General features: G+C 60.5%; 15 protein-coding genes. 3 read left to right on the plus strand and 12 right to left on the minus strand.

The window, feature by feature from the left end:
- Nucleotides 1–64: 64 nt before the first annotated feature.
- On the minus strand, nt 65–1243 hold the full coding sequence (gene chrA / locus LG327_RS01670; RefSeq protein WP_404365098.1) for a chromate efflux transporter: 1179 nt from the start codon (nt 1241–1243) through the stop codon (nt 65–67).
- A 52-nt stretch (nt 1244–1295) separates the two neighbouring features.
- On the opposite strand from chrA, the gene LG327_RS01675 reads away from it, so the two are divergent.
- Nucleotides 1296–2270 (plus strand): metallophosphoesterase, encoded by a 975-nt coding sequence (locus tag LG327_RS01675; protein WP_404365100.1) that lies wholly within the window; start codon nt 1296–1298, stop codon nt 2268–2270.
- 9 nt (nt 2271–2279) lie between these two features.
- Here LG327_RS01675 and LG327_RS01680 read toward each other — a convergent pair whose 3' ends face one another.
- The 10 genes from LG327_RS01680 to LG327_RS01725 form a co-directional block, all read right to left on the minus strand.
- Nucleotides 2280–2774: a CDP-archaeol synthase gene (locus LG327_RS01680; RefSeq protein WP_404365102.1), complete on the minus strand. Its 495-nt coding sequence runs from the start codon at nt 2772–2774 to the stop codon at nt 2280–2282.
- Between the two features lie 45 nt (nt 2775–2819).
- Nucleotides 2820–4202, minus strand: a complete 1383-nt coding sequence (locus LG327_RS01685; RefSeq protein WP_404365104.1) for a class II fumarate hydratase — start codon at nt 4200–4202, stop codon at nt 2820–2822.
- Between the two features lie 67 nt (nt 4203–4269).
- Nucleotides 4270–4548, minus strand: coding sequence for a hypothetical protein (locus LG327_RS01690; RefSeq protein WP_404365106.1), 279 nt, complete (start codon nt 4546–4548; stop codon nt 4270–4272).
- Between the two features lie 212 nt (nt 4549–4760).
- Nucleotides 4761–6785, minus strand: coding sequence for a prolyl oligopeptidase family serine peptidase (locus LG327_RS01695; protein ID WP_404369144.1), 2025 nt, complete (start codon nt 6783–6785; stop codon nt 4761–4763).
- Nucleotides 6679–7839 carry a pyrroloquinoline quinone biosynthesis protein PqqE gene (pqqE, locus tag LG327_RS01700; RefSeq protein ID WP_404365108.1) on the minus strand — a complete coding sequence of 387 codons (1161 nt, stop codon included), beginning with the start codon at nt 7837–7839 and terminating at the stop codon, nt 6679–6681. The genes LG327_RS01695 and pqqE overlap by 107 nt, the downstream gene beginning before the upstream one ends.
- A complete protein-coding gene (pqqD, locus tag LG327_RS01705; RefSeq protein WP_404365110.1) occupies nt 7836–8099 on the minus strand; it encodes a pyrroloquinoline quinone biosynthesis peptide chaperone PqqD in 264 nt (87 codons plus the stop codon). Before pqqD ends, pqqE begins: the two co-directional genes overlap by 4 nt.
- Nucleotides 8099–8851 carry a pyrroloquinoline-quinone synthase PqqC gene (pqqC, locus tag LG327_RS01710; RefSeq protein ID WP_404369146.1) on the minus strand — a complete coding sequence of 251 codons (753 nt, stop codon included), beginning with the start codon at nt 8849–8851 and terminating at the stop codon, nt 8099–8101. Before pqqC ends, pqqD begins: the two co-directional genes overlap by 1 nt.
- A gap of 8 nt (nt 8852–8859) precedes the next feature.
- Nucleotides 8860–9786, minus strand: coding sequence for a pyrroloquinoline quinone biosynthesis protein PqqB (pqqB, locus tag LG327_RS01715; RefSeq protein ID WP_404365112.1), 927 nt, complete (start codon nt 9784–9786; stop codon nt 8860–8862).
- 59 nt (nt 9787–9845) lie between these two features.
- The gene (pqqA, locus tag LG327_RS01720; RefSeq protein ID WP_007153157.1) at nt 9846–9917 is read right to left on the minus strand and encodes a pyrroloquinoline quinone precursor peptide PqqA; all 72 of its coding nucleotides are present in this window, start codon (nt 9915–9917) and stop codon (nt 9846–9848) included.
- A gap of 158 nt (nt 9918–10075) precedes the next feature.
- Nucleotides 10076–11455 carry a WS/DGAT domain-containing protein gene (locus tag LG327_RS01725; protein WP_404365113.1) on the minus strand — a complete coding sequence of 460 codons (1380 nt, stop codon included), beginning with the start codon at nt 11453–11455 and terminating at the stop codon, nt 10076–10078.
- A 375-nt stretch (nt 11456–11830) separates the two neighbouring features.
- On the opposite strand from LG327_RS01725, the gene LG327_RS01730 reads away from it, so the two are divergent.
- Nucleotides 11831–12754, plus strand: a complete 924-nt coding sequence (locus LG327_RS01730; protein ID WP_404365115.1) for an alpha/beta hydrolase — start codon at nt 11831–11833, stop codon at nt 12752–12754.
- Nucleotides 12755–12848: 94 nt separating this feature from the next.
- Nucleotides 12849–13619, plus strand: a complete 771-nt coding sequence (locus LG327_RS01735) for an FFLEELY motif protein (RefSeq protein WP_404365117.1) — start codon at nt 12849–12851, stop codon at nt 13617–13619.
- Here the strand turns inward: LG327_RS01735 and LG327_RS01740 are convergent, their stop codons facing one another.
- Nucleotides 13620–13901: a polyhydroxyalkanoic acid system family protein gene (locus LG327_RS01740; RefSeq protein ID WP_404365118.1), complete on the minus strand. Its 282-nt coding sequence runs from the start codon at nt 13899–13901 to the stop codon at nt 13620–13622.
- Between the last annotated feature and the right edge of the window lie 83 nt (nt 13902–13984).

The following is a 13984-nucleotide window of genomic DNA, read 5'->3' on the forward strand; positions in this document are numbered from 1 at the left end:
ATCCGGGATTCATAATGGCGGTTATCCAGGTGTTTTGCGAACCTCTGCCGGATCTTCAATCTCGCTAGAGGGCCAGGGCACCGGCAAGAGCGCTGGCAACTGCGAGCAGCCACACAGGCACCCGCCAGATCGCCAGCCCTGCCCAGAGGATCAGCACAAGAGCCAGGCCGGTGGCCGAGTGCACGGCGGACGTCCAGACCGGATCATAAAGGGCTGCCAGCAGCAGGCCCACCACCCCGGCATTAACTCCTGCCAGGGCGGCCCGGGCGCGGGGATGCCGGCGCACAAAACCCCACAGGGGCAGACCGGCAAAAACCAGCAGGGTTCCCGGCAGGAATACCGCAACAAGAGCAACCACCGCGCCGGTCAAGCCAGCCTCGATCGTGCCGATAAATGCCGAGAAAGTGAACAGGGGGCCGGGCACTGCCTGGGCGGCGCCATAGCCTGCGAGGAAGGTATCCGTCGGCATCTGGCCAGAGGCAACGAAGCTTTCCTGCAGCCAGGGCAGAACAACATGCCCGCCGCCGAATACCAGGGCGCCCGCCCGGAACATTTCAGCTCCCAGCCAGAGCAGACCCCCGGAGCCCAGGGGCAGAAGTGACAGCACGAGCAACACCGCAAAAATAGCCATGAATGCCAGTGGCCAGCGTCCCTGGACTGGCAGTGTCAGAGGCGCCCCAACATCTTTGTCCGGCCGGTGAAGGGAGGCTCCCGCCACACCCGCGGCCGCAAGGGCAAAAACCTGAATCCAGGCCGCCCCCGTCACCAGCAGCAGGGCCGCCACAGCCAGAGCCAGAGCCAGCCGAACGCGATCGGGACAGAGGGTTCGCCCCATCTGCCAGACGGCCTGGGCCACCACCGCCACCACAAAGAGTTTAAGACCGGCAATCCAGCCCGGCTCGCCACCGGCAGGCCAGAAACTGAAGCCCAGGGCGAACAGAGTCATTACCAGGGCGGAAGGCAGGGTGAAACCCAGCCAGGCCACCCCGGCACCGGCGTAACCCCGCTGCAGAAAACCAAGGGTCAGGCCGACCTGGCTTGAGGCCGGACCCGGCAAAAGCTGGCACAGGGCGACGATTTCGCCATAGGCACTGTCGGACAGCCATTGCCTGCGCTTTACAAATTCGTCGTGGAAAAAGCCAATGTGAGCTGCGGGCCCTCCAAAGGAAGTCAGTCCGAGGCGCAGGAACACCCGGAACATCAGTGCCAGAGACACCTTGCAGGGGTATTTTGATTCTTCCATGCACCTCCCCGTATCATGAGCCAAATAACACTTATCCATGTCAGGAACAGCCATGACTGCTCGCGCACGTTTGCCAGAGTCCGACGACGAGCTTCTGAACTATCGTCTCAGCCTGCGTCTGGGCCCGGTCCATGCCCGGCAGCGGCTGGGCATCGAAAACGAGATGGAAGCGCGGCTTTTCGACCGCAAGCAAAGGTCTTTTCACCTCGAAAACCTTTACAAGGCCCCTGGCATAATCCGCGCCTGCCTGAAGCTCGCCTGCCTTCTGCGCCGCGGACAGCGTAACAGCCGGCGCCTGCGGACGGTAGAACATGAGTTCCGGTTGCCGGGCCTGCCCACCGCCTTCGACGGATTCCGGATTCTCCACCTGACCGACCTTCACGTGGACATGGATCCGGAAAACCTGCAGGCCGTCATCGACACAATCACACCGCTGGATTATGACCTGTGCGTATTAACAGGGGATTACCGCCGACTCACCTGGGGGCCCATTGAAAATGCCCTGGCCGGCATGGAGAAGCTTCGCGAGGCGATCAGTGGAGAGCCACTTGCAGTGCTTGGCAATCACGACAGCATAAAGATGCTGCCGGGCCTCGAGGACATGGGTTATCGCATGCTGCTCAATGAGAACATCTGCCTGGAGCGCAATGACGGAGCGCTCTATATTGCCGGCGTTGACGATCCCCACTTCTACAAGGTGCACAACCTGCATCAGGCAGGAAACGGTATCCCGGAGGAGGCCTCGTCCATTCTGCTCAGCCACAGTCCGGAGATCTGGCGTGAAGCAGGCCACGCAGGCTTTGACGCCTATCTCTGCGGCCACACACACGGCGGCCAGATCTGTCTGCCGGGGGGAATTCCGGTAACTCTGGACGCTGACTGTCCCCGAGCTCTGGGGCGTGGCCACTGGCAAAAAGGCAAGATGCAGGGTTACACCTCCCCTGGTGCCGGCACATCCGTGGTCAATGTCCGTCTGAACTGCCCCCCGGAGGTGACCATCCATACCCTGCGGCAGGCCGGCGGCTGAATCCGGCTTCTAGTGGGGCTGGTGGCGGATTCCCAGCCGGTGCAGAAAAGGCGACACAAGGATGTCTACCAGCATGAAGGCGAGGGAGACCACCACCAGCACAAGCCAGCCAACGTCCAGCCAGATTACCGCTAGCAGCATGGGCAACAGCGCCTCAGGAAGCTGATCGAGCACGGTTGCCCGTGCGCTGGACCCAAGCCCCAGACGGCGCTTGCAGAAGCTGCTGAACAGGTCTCCCAGCAGCGCCAACAGGCCGAAAGCCGCGCCGAACAAAAATCCCTGACCCAGTATCTGAGCTGCGAAACCGCAGCCCAGACTTCCGCCAAACAGACCACGCCAGGTTTTGCTGGAACCCAGAATGGGCCGGCCGTCGCGCCAGAGCCTCCCGCCATCGATCGGCATGGCATAACGCCGGCCCAGCAGGCGACGAAGCAGTACTGGCATGCCGTTGGCAACCAGCAACAGAACCAGCAGGCAAAGCGCGACGAAGACCGTAGCTAGCAAGCACCTGCCCCCGATTCAGGTCGCCACAGACAGGGCAAAATCTGCCTAGCTTCCACCGATCCCACCCCGGGTAAGTTTCATCGGATCCAACAGACCTTCGAGTTGCCTGCGGGACAGATCGCATTGCTCTTCCGCAACATCAATGATGGGCCGGCCGGAAGCGTAGGCCTCCTTGGCGATTTTCGCCGCCAGATCGTAGCCGATCTCCGGGTTCAGCGCGGTTACCAGCACCGGGTTTTTATCCACGGCCTCCGCCAGACGTTCGCCGTTCACGGTGAAGTCTGCGATGGCTTTGTCCGCCAGCATCAGTGCGGCGTTGCTCAGCAGGTGCCCCATGTCCAGCAGGTTGGCACCCACCAGGGGTAACATTACGTTGAGCTGGAAGTTGCCGGACTGACCGGCAATGGCGATGGCGGAATCCAGCCCCATCACCTGGGCACTCACCATGGCCACGGACTCCGGAATCACCGGGTTGACCTTGCCCGGCATGATGCTGCTGCCAGGCTGTAAAGACGGCAGGCTGATTTCTGCCAGGCCGTGAATCGGGCCGCTGTTCATCCAGCGCAGGTCGTTCGCCACTTTCATCAGGACGATCGCGGCGCCTCTGAGCTGGGCGGACATGGCCACCGGACCATCCACCGCGCTCTGGCCAAGGAATTTGTGCTCCATGGTACGGAAGTGATAACCGGTCTCCTCATTAAGGGCTGAGATGAATCTGTCGGCGAAGTCTTCATGGGCGTTGATACCCGTGCCAACTGCCGTGCCGCCCTGGGGAATGGCCAGCAGATCTTCTACTGCCCGCTCAATCCGCTGCTCGGCAGCATGCAGCTGCTCACGCCAGGTTCGAAGCTCCTGACCCAGGGTCACAGGCATGGCATCCATGAGGTGAGTACGGCCTGTCTTTACCTGCTCGCCCAGCAGTGTTTCCCGCTCATAGATCCTGCCCTGGAGGTGGGATATGGCCGGCTGCAGAACCTGATAGGCCTGCGTGACCGCGCTGAGATGGATTGCGGTGGGGATAACGTCATTGGAACTCTGGCTCATGTTGACGTGGTCATTGGGATTGACCTTCTCCCCGCCCTGGCTGGCGAGTTTCGCGATCACCTCGTTCACATTCATGTTGGTGCTGGTACCGGAGCCAGTCTGATAACGGTCCACCGGAAACTGATCACGATGTTCGCCCCGCAGCAGTGCATCGCAGGCCTCAACAATGGCACCCCTGGGTCCTTTATCCAGCAGCCCCAACTTACCGTTGGCTATGGCCGCAGCGCGCTTGATACGCACCACGGCATCTATGAATGCCGGCGGCATGGGCTGTCCGCTGACCGGGAAATTGTCCACCGCCCGCTGTGTCTGGGCCCCCCAGAGCGCGTCCCTGGGGACCTTGACCTCGCCCATACTGTCTTTTTCTGTTCGATACTCGGTCATGAGTGCCTCCGTTTCTGGTTTGCATGACATCCGTCAGGGGAACTTACCCAGAGTTTCCTTAACTGTCTCAGTGATCGCGCAGCAGCCGGACGTGGTCGCAAATTCCGGTTATGTTCTCAAATTGAAGAATCAGAGTGTGCACCGTGTTTGTGTAGCTGTCGTGAAGGAAGAACTTGAACCTGTGCTGCTTCTCACCCTGCAGGAATGCGTCGTATTCCCTGACGAGTTCACGGACATCGCCATGTTCGTCCTTTGACCAGGTGGCGTTATAGGGCCCCAGCACTGCTCCGCCCACAAGGCAGATGGTGACTTCGTGGCTGTTCAGAGAGGAATCTTTGGTCGCCATGGCAAACTCCCTGTTTGATCCGGAATGAATGGGCTTACCCGGGAAGTGTAGACCTGAATCAGGAGAAGCCCGAATCAGGGCTCTGAGTGGAAAACCTGATGCTCTGTGAATGATTTGGGCTGCCAGGCTCCAGATCAAGGTCCAGAGAGGACCCGGCGATGCATCGTGACTCGATGCATTGTGACTCAGGGGTGATCCCGATCATCTCCCTGTCATGCACCGTGCCCGAAATCCGGCGCTGCCCTTTCTGACTCCGAAGTCTGGTTCAGTCCTTCCTCCCTGGCAGGAAGAATCCCGCTATGGCGACGATAAAATTCCAGCAGCGTGGACAACAGCAAAGCCTGGCGATGGGCCTGCCTGAAACCATGGCCTTCCTCCGGAAACAGGTAGTAGCCAGGAGAATGGCCGGACGCCTCAAGCGCATTCACCATGGACTCGGTCTGCGCGGGTACAACCACCCGATCCTGGCCCCCCTGGTAAAAACACACCGGCGCCTGTATACGGTGTGCCTGAAGGACCGGCGTGCGGGCTGCCCAGCGGTCGGGAAATTCCGCCGGGTCGCCCAGCAGCCAGTCAAGGTAGCCGGATTCAAAGCGGTGAGTCTGCGCCCGCAGCCGCAGGGGGTCGCTGACCCCGAAAAGACTGGCGCCAGCCCGGAAGACCTCGCGGTCCACCAGCGCCATCAATGCCGTGTAGCCGCCGGCGCTTCGGCCCTGGATGAAGGCCCTCCGACCATCCGCCAGGCCCTGTTGGTCCAGGTAGTCTACGGCCGAGCATACATCACTCACGTCAGCCTCACCCCACCGACCCTTGAGCGCCAGTCTGAATGCGCGCCCGAAGCCGGTGCTTCCACGATAATTGATATCGGCAACGGCAAAACCATGGCTGCACCAGTACTGGGTCTGGGGATCAAAAACCGGATAGGCAGCAGATGTTGGGCCACCATGCACCCGTACGATCAGTGGCGGCCTCTCAGTCCGGGGGGCTGCACCGGCACTGGGATAGAAAAAACCGGTTATTCCGGTTCCGTCTGCGGCTTCAAACTCTATCAGTTCCGGCCCTGTGCAACCTCCCGCCATTAGTGGTTTTTCGCCGCCGGCCAGGACCCTGACACTGCCTCGGGCGGGGTCGATTTCCAGGATGCTGTCGAGGGCATCCGACTGGCGGCCAACGCAGAAGACCCGGCCATCCCGTTGCTGCAGGGAGCGAAAATCCACATACGAAGGACCCAGTCTCTGCCGCGGCTGATCTTCCGGCTCCCACCATAGCTGACCGCTGCCATCCCGGTAATGAGCCCTGACCCAGCCGCCAGCCGGCAAAGCCACGGAGTGATGCTCCTGAAGCTGCCAGGGGGCACTGGCGTGGTCGGCCTGCCGATTACTGAGCTTTGACCAGACAGCTGCCCTACGCCCAAGGTCAATCCCCCAGGGCTGCCACCAGCCATCATGGTCCGATAGTGCAAAAAGCTGATTCGCGGCGAACCCTGGTTGCTGAACCGAGGCTTCGGTGGGAGTCGGTAACAGCTGGGGCGGAGAGGCCCGGCCGTCGGCGTCAAGGCTGGCAACCCAGAGCTGGCTGCGCTGCCAGGGCATATCGGGCAATGACCAGGTCACCCAGGCCAGCAGCCGCCCGTCCTCTGACAGAGCTGGCGTCCCGTAGAAATCGGCGCCTTCTGCCACCACGGCCAGACTGCCGTCCGCAGGTTCCACCGACACCAGTTGCTGGGCCAGGACCTGGTCGCCATCCAGGAGCTCCCTGACCGCCAGTATGCGGCGAAAGACCGGGTCCCAGAAAAGGCCGCCAAAGCGGCTTTCGGGGTCACAGGTTACCTGGCGCTGGCGACCCTTGGGACACTCAATTTCGTGGATCTGCTGGCTGGCGCCGTCTACGGCAAAAGCCCGGATTCCGGCAAGACAGAAGGCTCCGCCGCCGTAGCCATTAACGCTGCTGCGAACGCTGAAGCCGGGAGCCGAAACCCGGACGGGCATCTGCTCCTGCAGACACCACAACTGGTTGATGGCAGTCACAGGATCATATTCAAGCCAGGCGACAATGTCTTCGGACACACGCAGGTTGTCCCGCTGGCGCAGGGCAGCCGCCGCCTGCTCCGCAGTGAGAGGGATACCGGCTTCAGCCGCGGAAGAGGATCCGGGAATTTCTGGCGTTGCGATAGGTGAGGTCCTCCAGACCGGCGGTGGCATGATCCGCAGCGCGCCGCGCCGCCAGAATGCGGTCATGATGGGGAGATTTGCCACAGACAGGATCCGCATTATCCGCATTGCCTGTCAATAGAAATGCCTGGCAGCGGCAGCCCCCGAAATCCTTGTCCTTCTCGTCACAGGAACGGCAGGGCTCCGGCATCCAGCTGTCACCGCGATAATGGTTGAAGCCCGCGCTCTCATACCAGATTGACTCCAGCGCCGTGTCCCGGACATTGGGAAACTCGATGGGCAAAAGCCGGGCGCTGTGGCAGGGAAGTGCCGTGCCATCCGGTGCCACCGTCAGAAACACACTACCCCAGCCATTCATGCAGGCTTTCGGACGTTCCTCGTAATAATCGGGGGTCACGAAGATGAGCTTCATGGCGGAACCCTGCTCTGCCAGTCGGTCACGGTTTCGGTTGACCTCCTCCTCGGCCTTTACGAGCTGGTCTTTCGAGGGCATGAGACCCTCGCGGTTCCTGAATGCCCAGCCGTAATACTGACAGGTGGCCAGTTCGACATAGTCGGCATCAAGACGCTCACACAGATCGATAATGTCGTTCATCTGATGGATATTGTGACGGTGGATCACGAAGTTGAGCACCATCAGATAGCCGGCTTCCTTGACCGCACGGGCCATCGCCAGCTTCTGCTCGAAAGCCCTGCGGGATCCGGCAACCGCATTATTGAGTTCCGGGTCGGAGGCCTGGAAACTGACCTGGATATGGTCGAGGCCGGCGTCGAGGAAATCCAGCACCCGGCTCTCAGTGAGGCCGATACCGGAAGTGATCAGATTGCTGTAATAGCCGAGACTCCGGGCCTCGGAGATCAGCTCAGAAAGATCATTCCGTACCAGTGGCTCGCCTCCGGAAAAGCCCAGCTGGACCGCGCCCATGGCCCGCCCCTGCCGCAGGACACTGGCCCATTCCGCAGTGGTGAGCTCATCCCGATTCCGGGCGAAATCGATCGGATTCGAGCAATAGGGACACTGCAGCGGACAGCGATAGGTTACTTCGGCAAGCAGCCAGAGCGGCAGGCCCACATCAGTGGCCTCCTGATTTCTGGCGGAATGGTCGTGAGGCCCGCTCATGCAAGAATGATCCAGTCCTTTTGACGGGCCTCTTCAAGAAATTCGGTGATGTCTCCGTCCAGAGCACCCGCATCGGGAAAGCGCTGTTCCAGACGTGAAACGATTTCCGCCACCCTGCTCTTGCCGTCAATCTCGGACAGGATCGCCGCAGCACTGTCGTTCAGTTTGACCATACCCTCAGGGTACAGCAGGACATGGGCGTCCTGGGCGGGCTCCCACTGAAAGCGGAACCCCGGACGCAGCCTCGGTATCATATCCATCACTGGTCGAGCCCCCGGTGATACACCTGCTCTTCGGTCACGGTATGGTAGGGCGGCGTCTGGTGCACATACGCCATCGCCAGGGCATCCAGCATGGACCATAAAATATCCAGTTTGAACTGCAGGATTTCAAGCGCCCTCGCCTGCTCCTGAGCGGTGACGAACGAATCCAGGGTAATACTGAGGCCATGCTCCACATCCCTGCGGGCCTCGGCCAGCCTCTTGCGGAAGTAGGCGTAGCCACCGCTCTCAATCCAGGGATAATGCGCAGGCCAACTGTCGAGCCGGGACTGGTGTATTTCCGGCGCGAACAGCTCGGTAAGGGATGAGCACGCGGCCTCCTGCCAACTCGCCCGGCGGGCAAAGGCGATATAGGCGTCTACCGCGAACCGGACACCGGGCAGAACATGGCGCTGATCGATCACTTCCTCGCGGCTGAGCCCGACGGATTCCGCCAGCGCCAGCCAGGCTTCGATACCCCCCTCATCCTCTCCGTGGCCATCGTGATCCAGCACCCTCTGAAGCCACTGCCGTCGAACCGACGCATCCGGGCAGTTGGCCATGATCGCGGCGTCCTTGCGGGGAATGCTGATCTGGTAATAATAGCGGTTCGCCACCCAGCCACGGATCTGTTCCGGCGTGCACTGCCCGCCGTACATGGCTTTATGGTAGGGGTGATGGATATGGTAATAGCGTCTTTTTGCACGCAGGGCCTTTTCAAAGTCTGCGCGGCTCAGGGGAGTGTTCGGCATGGCAGCGGTCATGACTCCTCCGACATATCCAGGTGCATGCCGTCCCAGGCCACGTCGATGCCATGTTTCGCCAGCACAGCCCGCTCCGGCGAGTCTTCATCCAGAATCGGGTTGGTGTTGTTGATGTGGATGAGGATTTTTTGCCTTGCAGGCAGGGTGTCCAGCAGCTCGATCATGCCGCCGGGGCCGCTCTGGGCAAGGTGGCCCATCTCCTGACCGGTTTTCGTGCCCACTTCCCGTCGCAGCATTTCATCATCGTGCCAGACCGTGCCATCCACAAGCAGCACGTCAGCCCTCGCAAGCCAGGACCGGACATTATCATCGGGCTTTCCGAGACCTGGCGCGTAAAGAACGCTTTGCCCTGTCCTCGTGTCCTCGATGAACAGGCCCACATTGTCTCCAGGGTGCGTCCGATTACGGCGCGGCGAGTAGGGAGGTGCATTGCTGAGCAGGGGAATGGCCATCAGTTTCAGGGAAGGGGCTGCGGGGATGGTGAAAGCGCTCTCATCGCAGGGCACTTCACGCCAGGTCAGGCCACCATTCCAGTGTGTGAGCATGGGAAAGAGCGGAAAGCCGGTGCTGAGGTCTTCGTGAACCTGGGCGGTACACCAGACATCCAGCGGGCACCCCTCTCTCAGTGAAAGCAGCCCCGTGGTGTGGTCTACCTGGCTGTCCATGAGCAGGACAGCACTGATGCCTGTGTCACGAACGGCCCGACCCGGCTGCATTGGCGCAAAGGACGCAAGCTGCGCCCGGATATCAGGAGACGCATTGCAGAGAATCCAGTGTTCGCCGTCTTCGCTGATGGCAATGGAAGACTGGGTGCGTGGGCGGGCATTCAGGCTGCCCTTGCGCATGGCATCACAGTTGACGCAGTTGCAGTTCCATTGGGGAAAACCTCCGCCGGCAGCAGAGCCGAGGATGTGGATTTGCATGACGTGTCTCCGGGACGAAAAAACGGCCAGCTGTCCGGGTGGAGGCTGACCGTCTGTTTTCAGCGATTGGCGAAATACATGGTCACTTCAAAGCCAATACGCAGGTCTTCGTAGGCTGGTTTGGTCCACATGGGCATCTCCTCCTGATATCTCCGTTGGTATCTCTGATGCTGGATTTCAACACTCAACGTCAGTGTGGCCGCAATTTCGCCATGTTTCCAGCTGTAGAATCAGACCCAGGGTAAAGCAAAGCATGGGAAGAACATCCAGAAACCGGCAAATCCGCAAATCAGGCAGGGAGTCGATCGAGCGCATCCAGGCAGCTGGTCAGAAAAGGCGCCGGATCGGGCATGACAGCCTCATCCGCCACCACCCCAAACTGGACCTGGCCGGCATAGCTCACAATGCTGATGCCAAGCCCTATGTCTCCGGCCTGGGGCACCCAGAACATCTGCTCTTTTATCTGGCAGCCAGCGAGATAACGGGGCTCAGGGGTGCCGGGAACGTTTGAAACCACGGCACTGGCCCTGCGATAGAAAATGTCTGCCAGCGGCTGGCGCCAGCTGGCGGGGAGAAAACAGGCACTACCGGCAAGACCCCAGGCAATGGCAGGCTGCCAGCTTTGCTTGAGCCGCCGGGTTTCGTGCTTGACGCGGTAAAGACGCTCAAGAGGACTCTCACCATCGACCGGAAGGGGCACGAAGACCGTCCCGAAACAGTTTCCCAGCATTCCGGGCCCCGGCTCTATGCCTTCCGGCAGACGGCTGCGGATATCCACCGGCACCGCAGCGTGCAGAATCACGTCTTCAGGAATGCCGTCATGCTCTTCCAGGGAGCTGCGCATGGCGCCGGTAACACAGGCGAGAAGCACGTCGTTGATGGTACAGCCGGTCTGGTCAGCGGCGGACCGGAAACGGGCCAGAGGAACAGGCGCAGACCATCGGCAGATCCGCCGTCCCAGGAGTTCCGCCTTCAGATGGCTGGGGCTGTCTTCGGGTTCGATGAGGAACTGGCTGACTTCGTTCAGCAGCTTCAGGCCATTGAAAGCGCCGCGTTCCAGAGGGTTGGACTGTGCCGTGCGGCCCAGCTGGTCAATGGTGCCGGCGGTAGTCTGTTGGCCGGCGGCAGACTTAGCGGATTCCCTGCCCTGCATGGCGGCCAGCCATGACTCCGCGGACTCCCGCCAGCGCCCGATGTCCGAGCGCTCCCTGGCGCCATAGAGCACGGGGGCCTGTTGCGGCGAGCGGGTGCAGATCCGGTCGAATATACCCATAAGGGAAAGACCATCGGCATAGCAGTGGTGGATTCGCAAAACAACCGCTGCTCCGCCCACGGCATTGGGCAGCAACCAGAATTTCCAGCGGGGGCGGTATTCCGGGAGGGGCTGATTCAGGCGCGCAGAAACCCAGTCCTTGAGCTGCCCATCCTCGAAGGCATGGTTGTGTACCTCAAGATGGTGACGGAGAACGAACGTGGGGTCTTGCTCCCACCACCAGCCGCTGGCCCGCTGCACGGGCTGGCAGCGAAATCTTTCCCACGCCAGCCAGTAGATGCTGAGAAATTCCCGGAGGCGGTCCGCTGTCAGGCCCTCCACACGCATCAGCACGGTGATGGTCATGGGGTTGTCGGGGCGCTCCAGCGCGAGCCAGGCCGAATCGGCAGGCAACATTAAACGCGATTCGTCGTGACTCAAGCCCTGACTACCCCAGATGAAATAATACTGTGAACCAAAAATGACCGTGCATTGTGACAGACAAGAAGAAACGCCTCCACAACCGGGGCGTGACAAAAAATTACATCAACCCCGATACCTGTGTTTATACTGGGATTAAAGGCTGGTAGTGGTGTCAGGTACTGAAGTCGGCCGTCGCGGATTGGCCGTGGCGGGGCCAAATCTGCGCAATTCACGCCAATACACAGACAGCACGTTGGCGACAGAGTCGGGTCAGTCGGTTGAAATTACCCGGTCGGCATTCCAGTATCGGGAAAGGCAACGAATAATAAAAACCGTACGCAGTCGCCACGTGCTGGCAGGAGAGTGGATATGAAAGCGAGCCATGTTCGAAAACTGATCAAGCCTATCGACAGCGCCTATTCGGAAATGTTCTCCGGGCGCGTCTATAAGGTGGGTCGTGGCGCAGTTTCAGTCCGCAACCACAGCGGCAAGGCCGAACAGACGGTCATAGGCGTTCACGGCTTCCTGGAGAATCACTGCTATTTCACCCAGGCCTATGAAGCGCCGACCACCGAGCTGATTCTGCTGACCTGCAGCAACTATCATATTCCGGTAAACGGGGTGACGCCGGAGACCCCTGACTGGGAAGTGGCCATTAAACACCTCGAAGCCACCATCGAGTACGATGCCTGCATTCTGAACCAGGCGCTGGAAAACCTCCCGAGCACTGACAGCGTCCGCATTCATGGTCATTCCCGCGGCGGAGCCGTTATCCTGCAGGCCCTGGCCTACCGGCCCGAGCTGTATGCCAATGTGGAGATAGTACTGGAAGCCCCGGTACTTCCCCAGGGACACCTTCATGCCCTGGTGACCACCATACTGGAGCCTGTCAGCCACGGCATGTGGCCCTGGCTGATCCGTCTGATCAACAGCGCGCCCTCCTCCGCTTATGGCCAGACCTTTTTCGGCAAGATGAATCCCCGCAAGAAACAGCTGCTTGGCAAGCTGTTTTCCGCCACCCAGGATCACCTGACCATTGTCCGCAATATCGAAAACATCATGGCCTGGATGGAGCGCACCGAAACCAGCATTTATGGGCAGGTGCGCCATGGCACTTTCCTGGTGCCCCAGGTGGATCGCATTCTGGATCGTGGTGCGATGCTGGCCAGCGCCCGCCAGAGCCCGACCACCATGCGAATCGTGGAAACCCAGGCGCCGAGCCACTTTATCACCCTGGACAGCAAGGAATGGATACCGGGTTTTGAAACCATGCCGGCGTCGGCACAGGCCTGACCGACGTCAGAACGCCGTGTTACATGCCACTGACAGCGCCTGGCAGCCTCCGTTAAACTGGCAGATCAATTAACCTGCCAGGGGGCCTGACAAAATGTACCGCGAGCGTCTGGTTTCAACAGACACCAGTTCATCACAGAGCGCCCGGGCCCTGCAGGCCCAGCTTCTTGACTGGCACGATTTCCGGCATCAAATCCCGGACCAGGCCCCGGCCGGAGCCCTTCAGGCCCTCACGGCCTGGCAGGCGGAGCGGCTGAAAAAAACCCACGAGGATCTGTACAAAGACCCCTGCTACCGGCCCGGCCTGGTCTTCCTCCTGACCGACCTCTACGCTCCAGCCAGCATGACCCGGCGGGACGACAACATCGATCGCATCTTTCCCAGAATGGTCACATGGCTGCCTGACAACCTGCTTGCCACGCTGGCGGCACTGATCGAACTCAATCATGTCACCCAGAGACTGGATCTGGCACTGCTGGAGAAGCTGTCACAGCTTGGGGCGGATCCGGCCAGACTGGATACGGAAAGCTACTGCATGGCATTCCGCGCCGGCGACATCAGCCAGCGAATGCGCCAGATAGCGCTGGTGGAAAAGGTGGGGCGGCAGCTGGATAGCTACGTGCGAAACCGCACTCTTGGCTGGCTGCTCTCCATGAGCCGTGCGCCTGCGGAAATGGCCCGGCTGGAGGATTTACATTCATTTCTGCACCGCGGATACAGGGCATTCCGGGCCATGGACCGGGTTGATGCCCTTATCAGCGAACTGGTTATCAGGGAAAGCCTGGTACTGGAACAGATCATGTCCGGCCAGCCAGACCCTCTCGCGCTGCCCGACTCACTGGATCGCGGTAACGTCCGGCCCTGATCAGGCAGAGCCGGTAAGGTCGTCCATCTGACGCTGGACTTCGCCCTCAATGCGGGATTTGAAGGGCCTCAGCATCAAACCGAGCTCCAGCCTGATATGAAGGGTGTCGGGGGTCACATCCAGCTGACCCTTGACGCCGCTGCGTCTGAAGCGCATTACGTCTCCGTCCCATTCATAATGAACATCGAAATGGCTCGACAGATCACGCGCAAGGGCTTCGGCGGCCTGACGTGCATGCTCATGGTCCAGACTGTGGGAGCGTTTGATATCGATTGTGGACATGACAGCCCCCTGATGGATGGTTGATAAGACACAGTTTAGGGAAACCGCCGCACGACGCAAGGGTCACGCCGCCCCGGTGGCCC

This window comes from Marinobacter sp., assembly GCF_044799475.1.
GTDB lineage: Bacteria > Pseudomonadota > Gammaproteobacteria > Pseudomonadales > Oleiphilaceae > Marinobacter.

What these genes read in the sequence shown, in the direction of transcription:
- LG327_RS01695 (WP_404369144.1), bottom strand. Translation starts at nt 6,785, where the DNA reads ATGACCGCATTCTGGCGGCGCGGCGCGCTGCGGATCATGCCACCGCCG.
- LG327_RS01730 (WP_404365115.1), top strand. Translation starts at nt 11,831, where the DNA reads ATGAAAGCGAGCCATGTTCGAAAACTGATCAAGCCTATCGACAGCGCC.
- LG327_RS01725 (WP_404365113.1), bottom strand. Translation starts at nt 11,455, where the DNA reads ATGTTGCCTGCCGATTCGGCCTGGCTCGCGCTGGAGCGCCCCGACAAC.
- chrA (WP_404365098.1), bottom strand. Translation starts at nt 1,243, where the DNA reads ATGGAAGAATCAAAATACCCCTGCAAGGTGTCTCTGGCACTGATGTTC.
- LG327_RS01690 (WP_404365106.1), bottom strand. Translation starts at nt 4,548, where the DNA reads ATGGCGACCAAAGATTCCTCTCTGAACAGCCACGAAGTCACCATCTGC.
- pqqB (WP_404365112.1), bottom strand. Translation starts at nt 9,786, where the DNA reads ATGCAAATCCACATCCTCGGCTCTGCTGCCGGCGGAGGTTTTCCCCAA.
- LG327_RS01735 (WP_404365117.1), top strand. Translation starts at nt 12,849, where the DNA reads ATGTACCGCGAGCGTCTGGTTTCAACAGACACCAGTTCATCACAGAGC.
- pqqD (WP_404365110.1), bottom strand. Translation starts at nt 8,099, where the DNA reads ATGGATATGATACCGAGGCTGCGTCCGGGGTTCCGCTTTCAGTGGGAG.
- LG327_RS01685 (WP_404365104.1), bottom strand. Translation starts at nt 4,202, where the DNA reads ATGACCGAGTATCGAACAGAAAAAGACAGTATGGGCGAGGTCAAGGTC.
- pqqE (WP_404365108.1), bottom strand. Translation starts at nt 7,839, where the DNA reads ATGAGCGGGCCTCACGACCATTCCGCCAGAAATCAGGAGGCCACTGAT.
- LG327_RS01740 (WP_404365118.1), bottom strand. Translation starts at nt 13,901, where the DNA reads ATGTCCACAATCGATATCAAACGCTCCCACAGTCTGGACCATGAGCAT.
- LG327_RS01675 (WP_404365100.1), top strand. Translation starts at nt 1,296, where the DNA reads ATGACTGCTCGCGCACGTTTGCCAGAGTCCGACGACGAGCTTCTGAAC.
- pqqC (WP_404369146.1), bottom strand. Translation starts at nt 8,851, where the DNA reads ATGCCGAACACTCCCCTGAGCCGCGCAGACTTTGAAAAGGCCCTGCGT.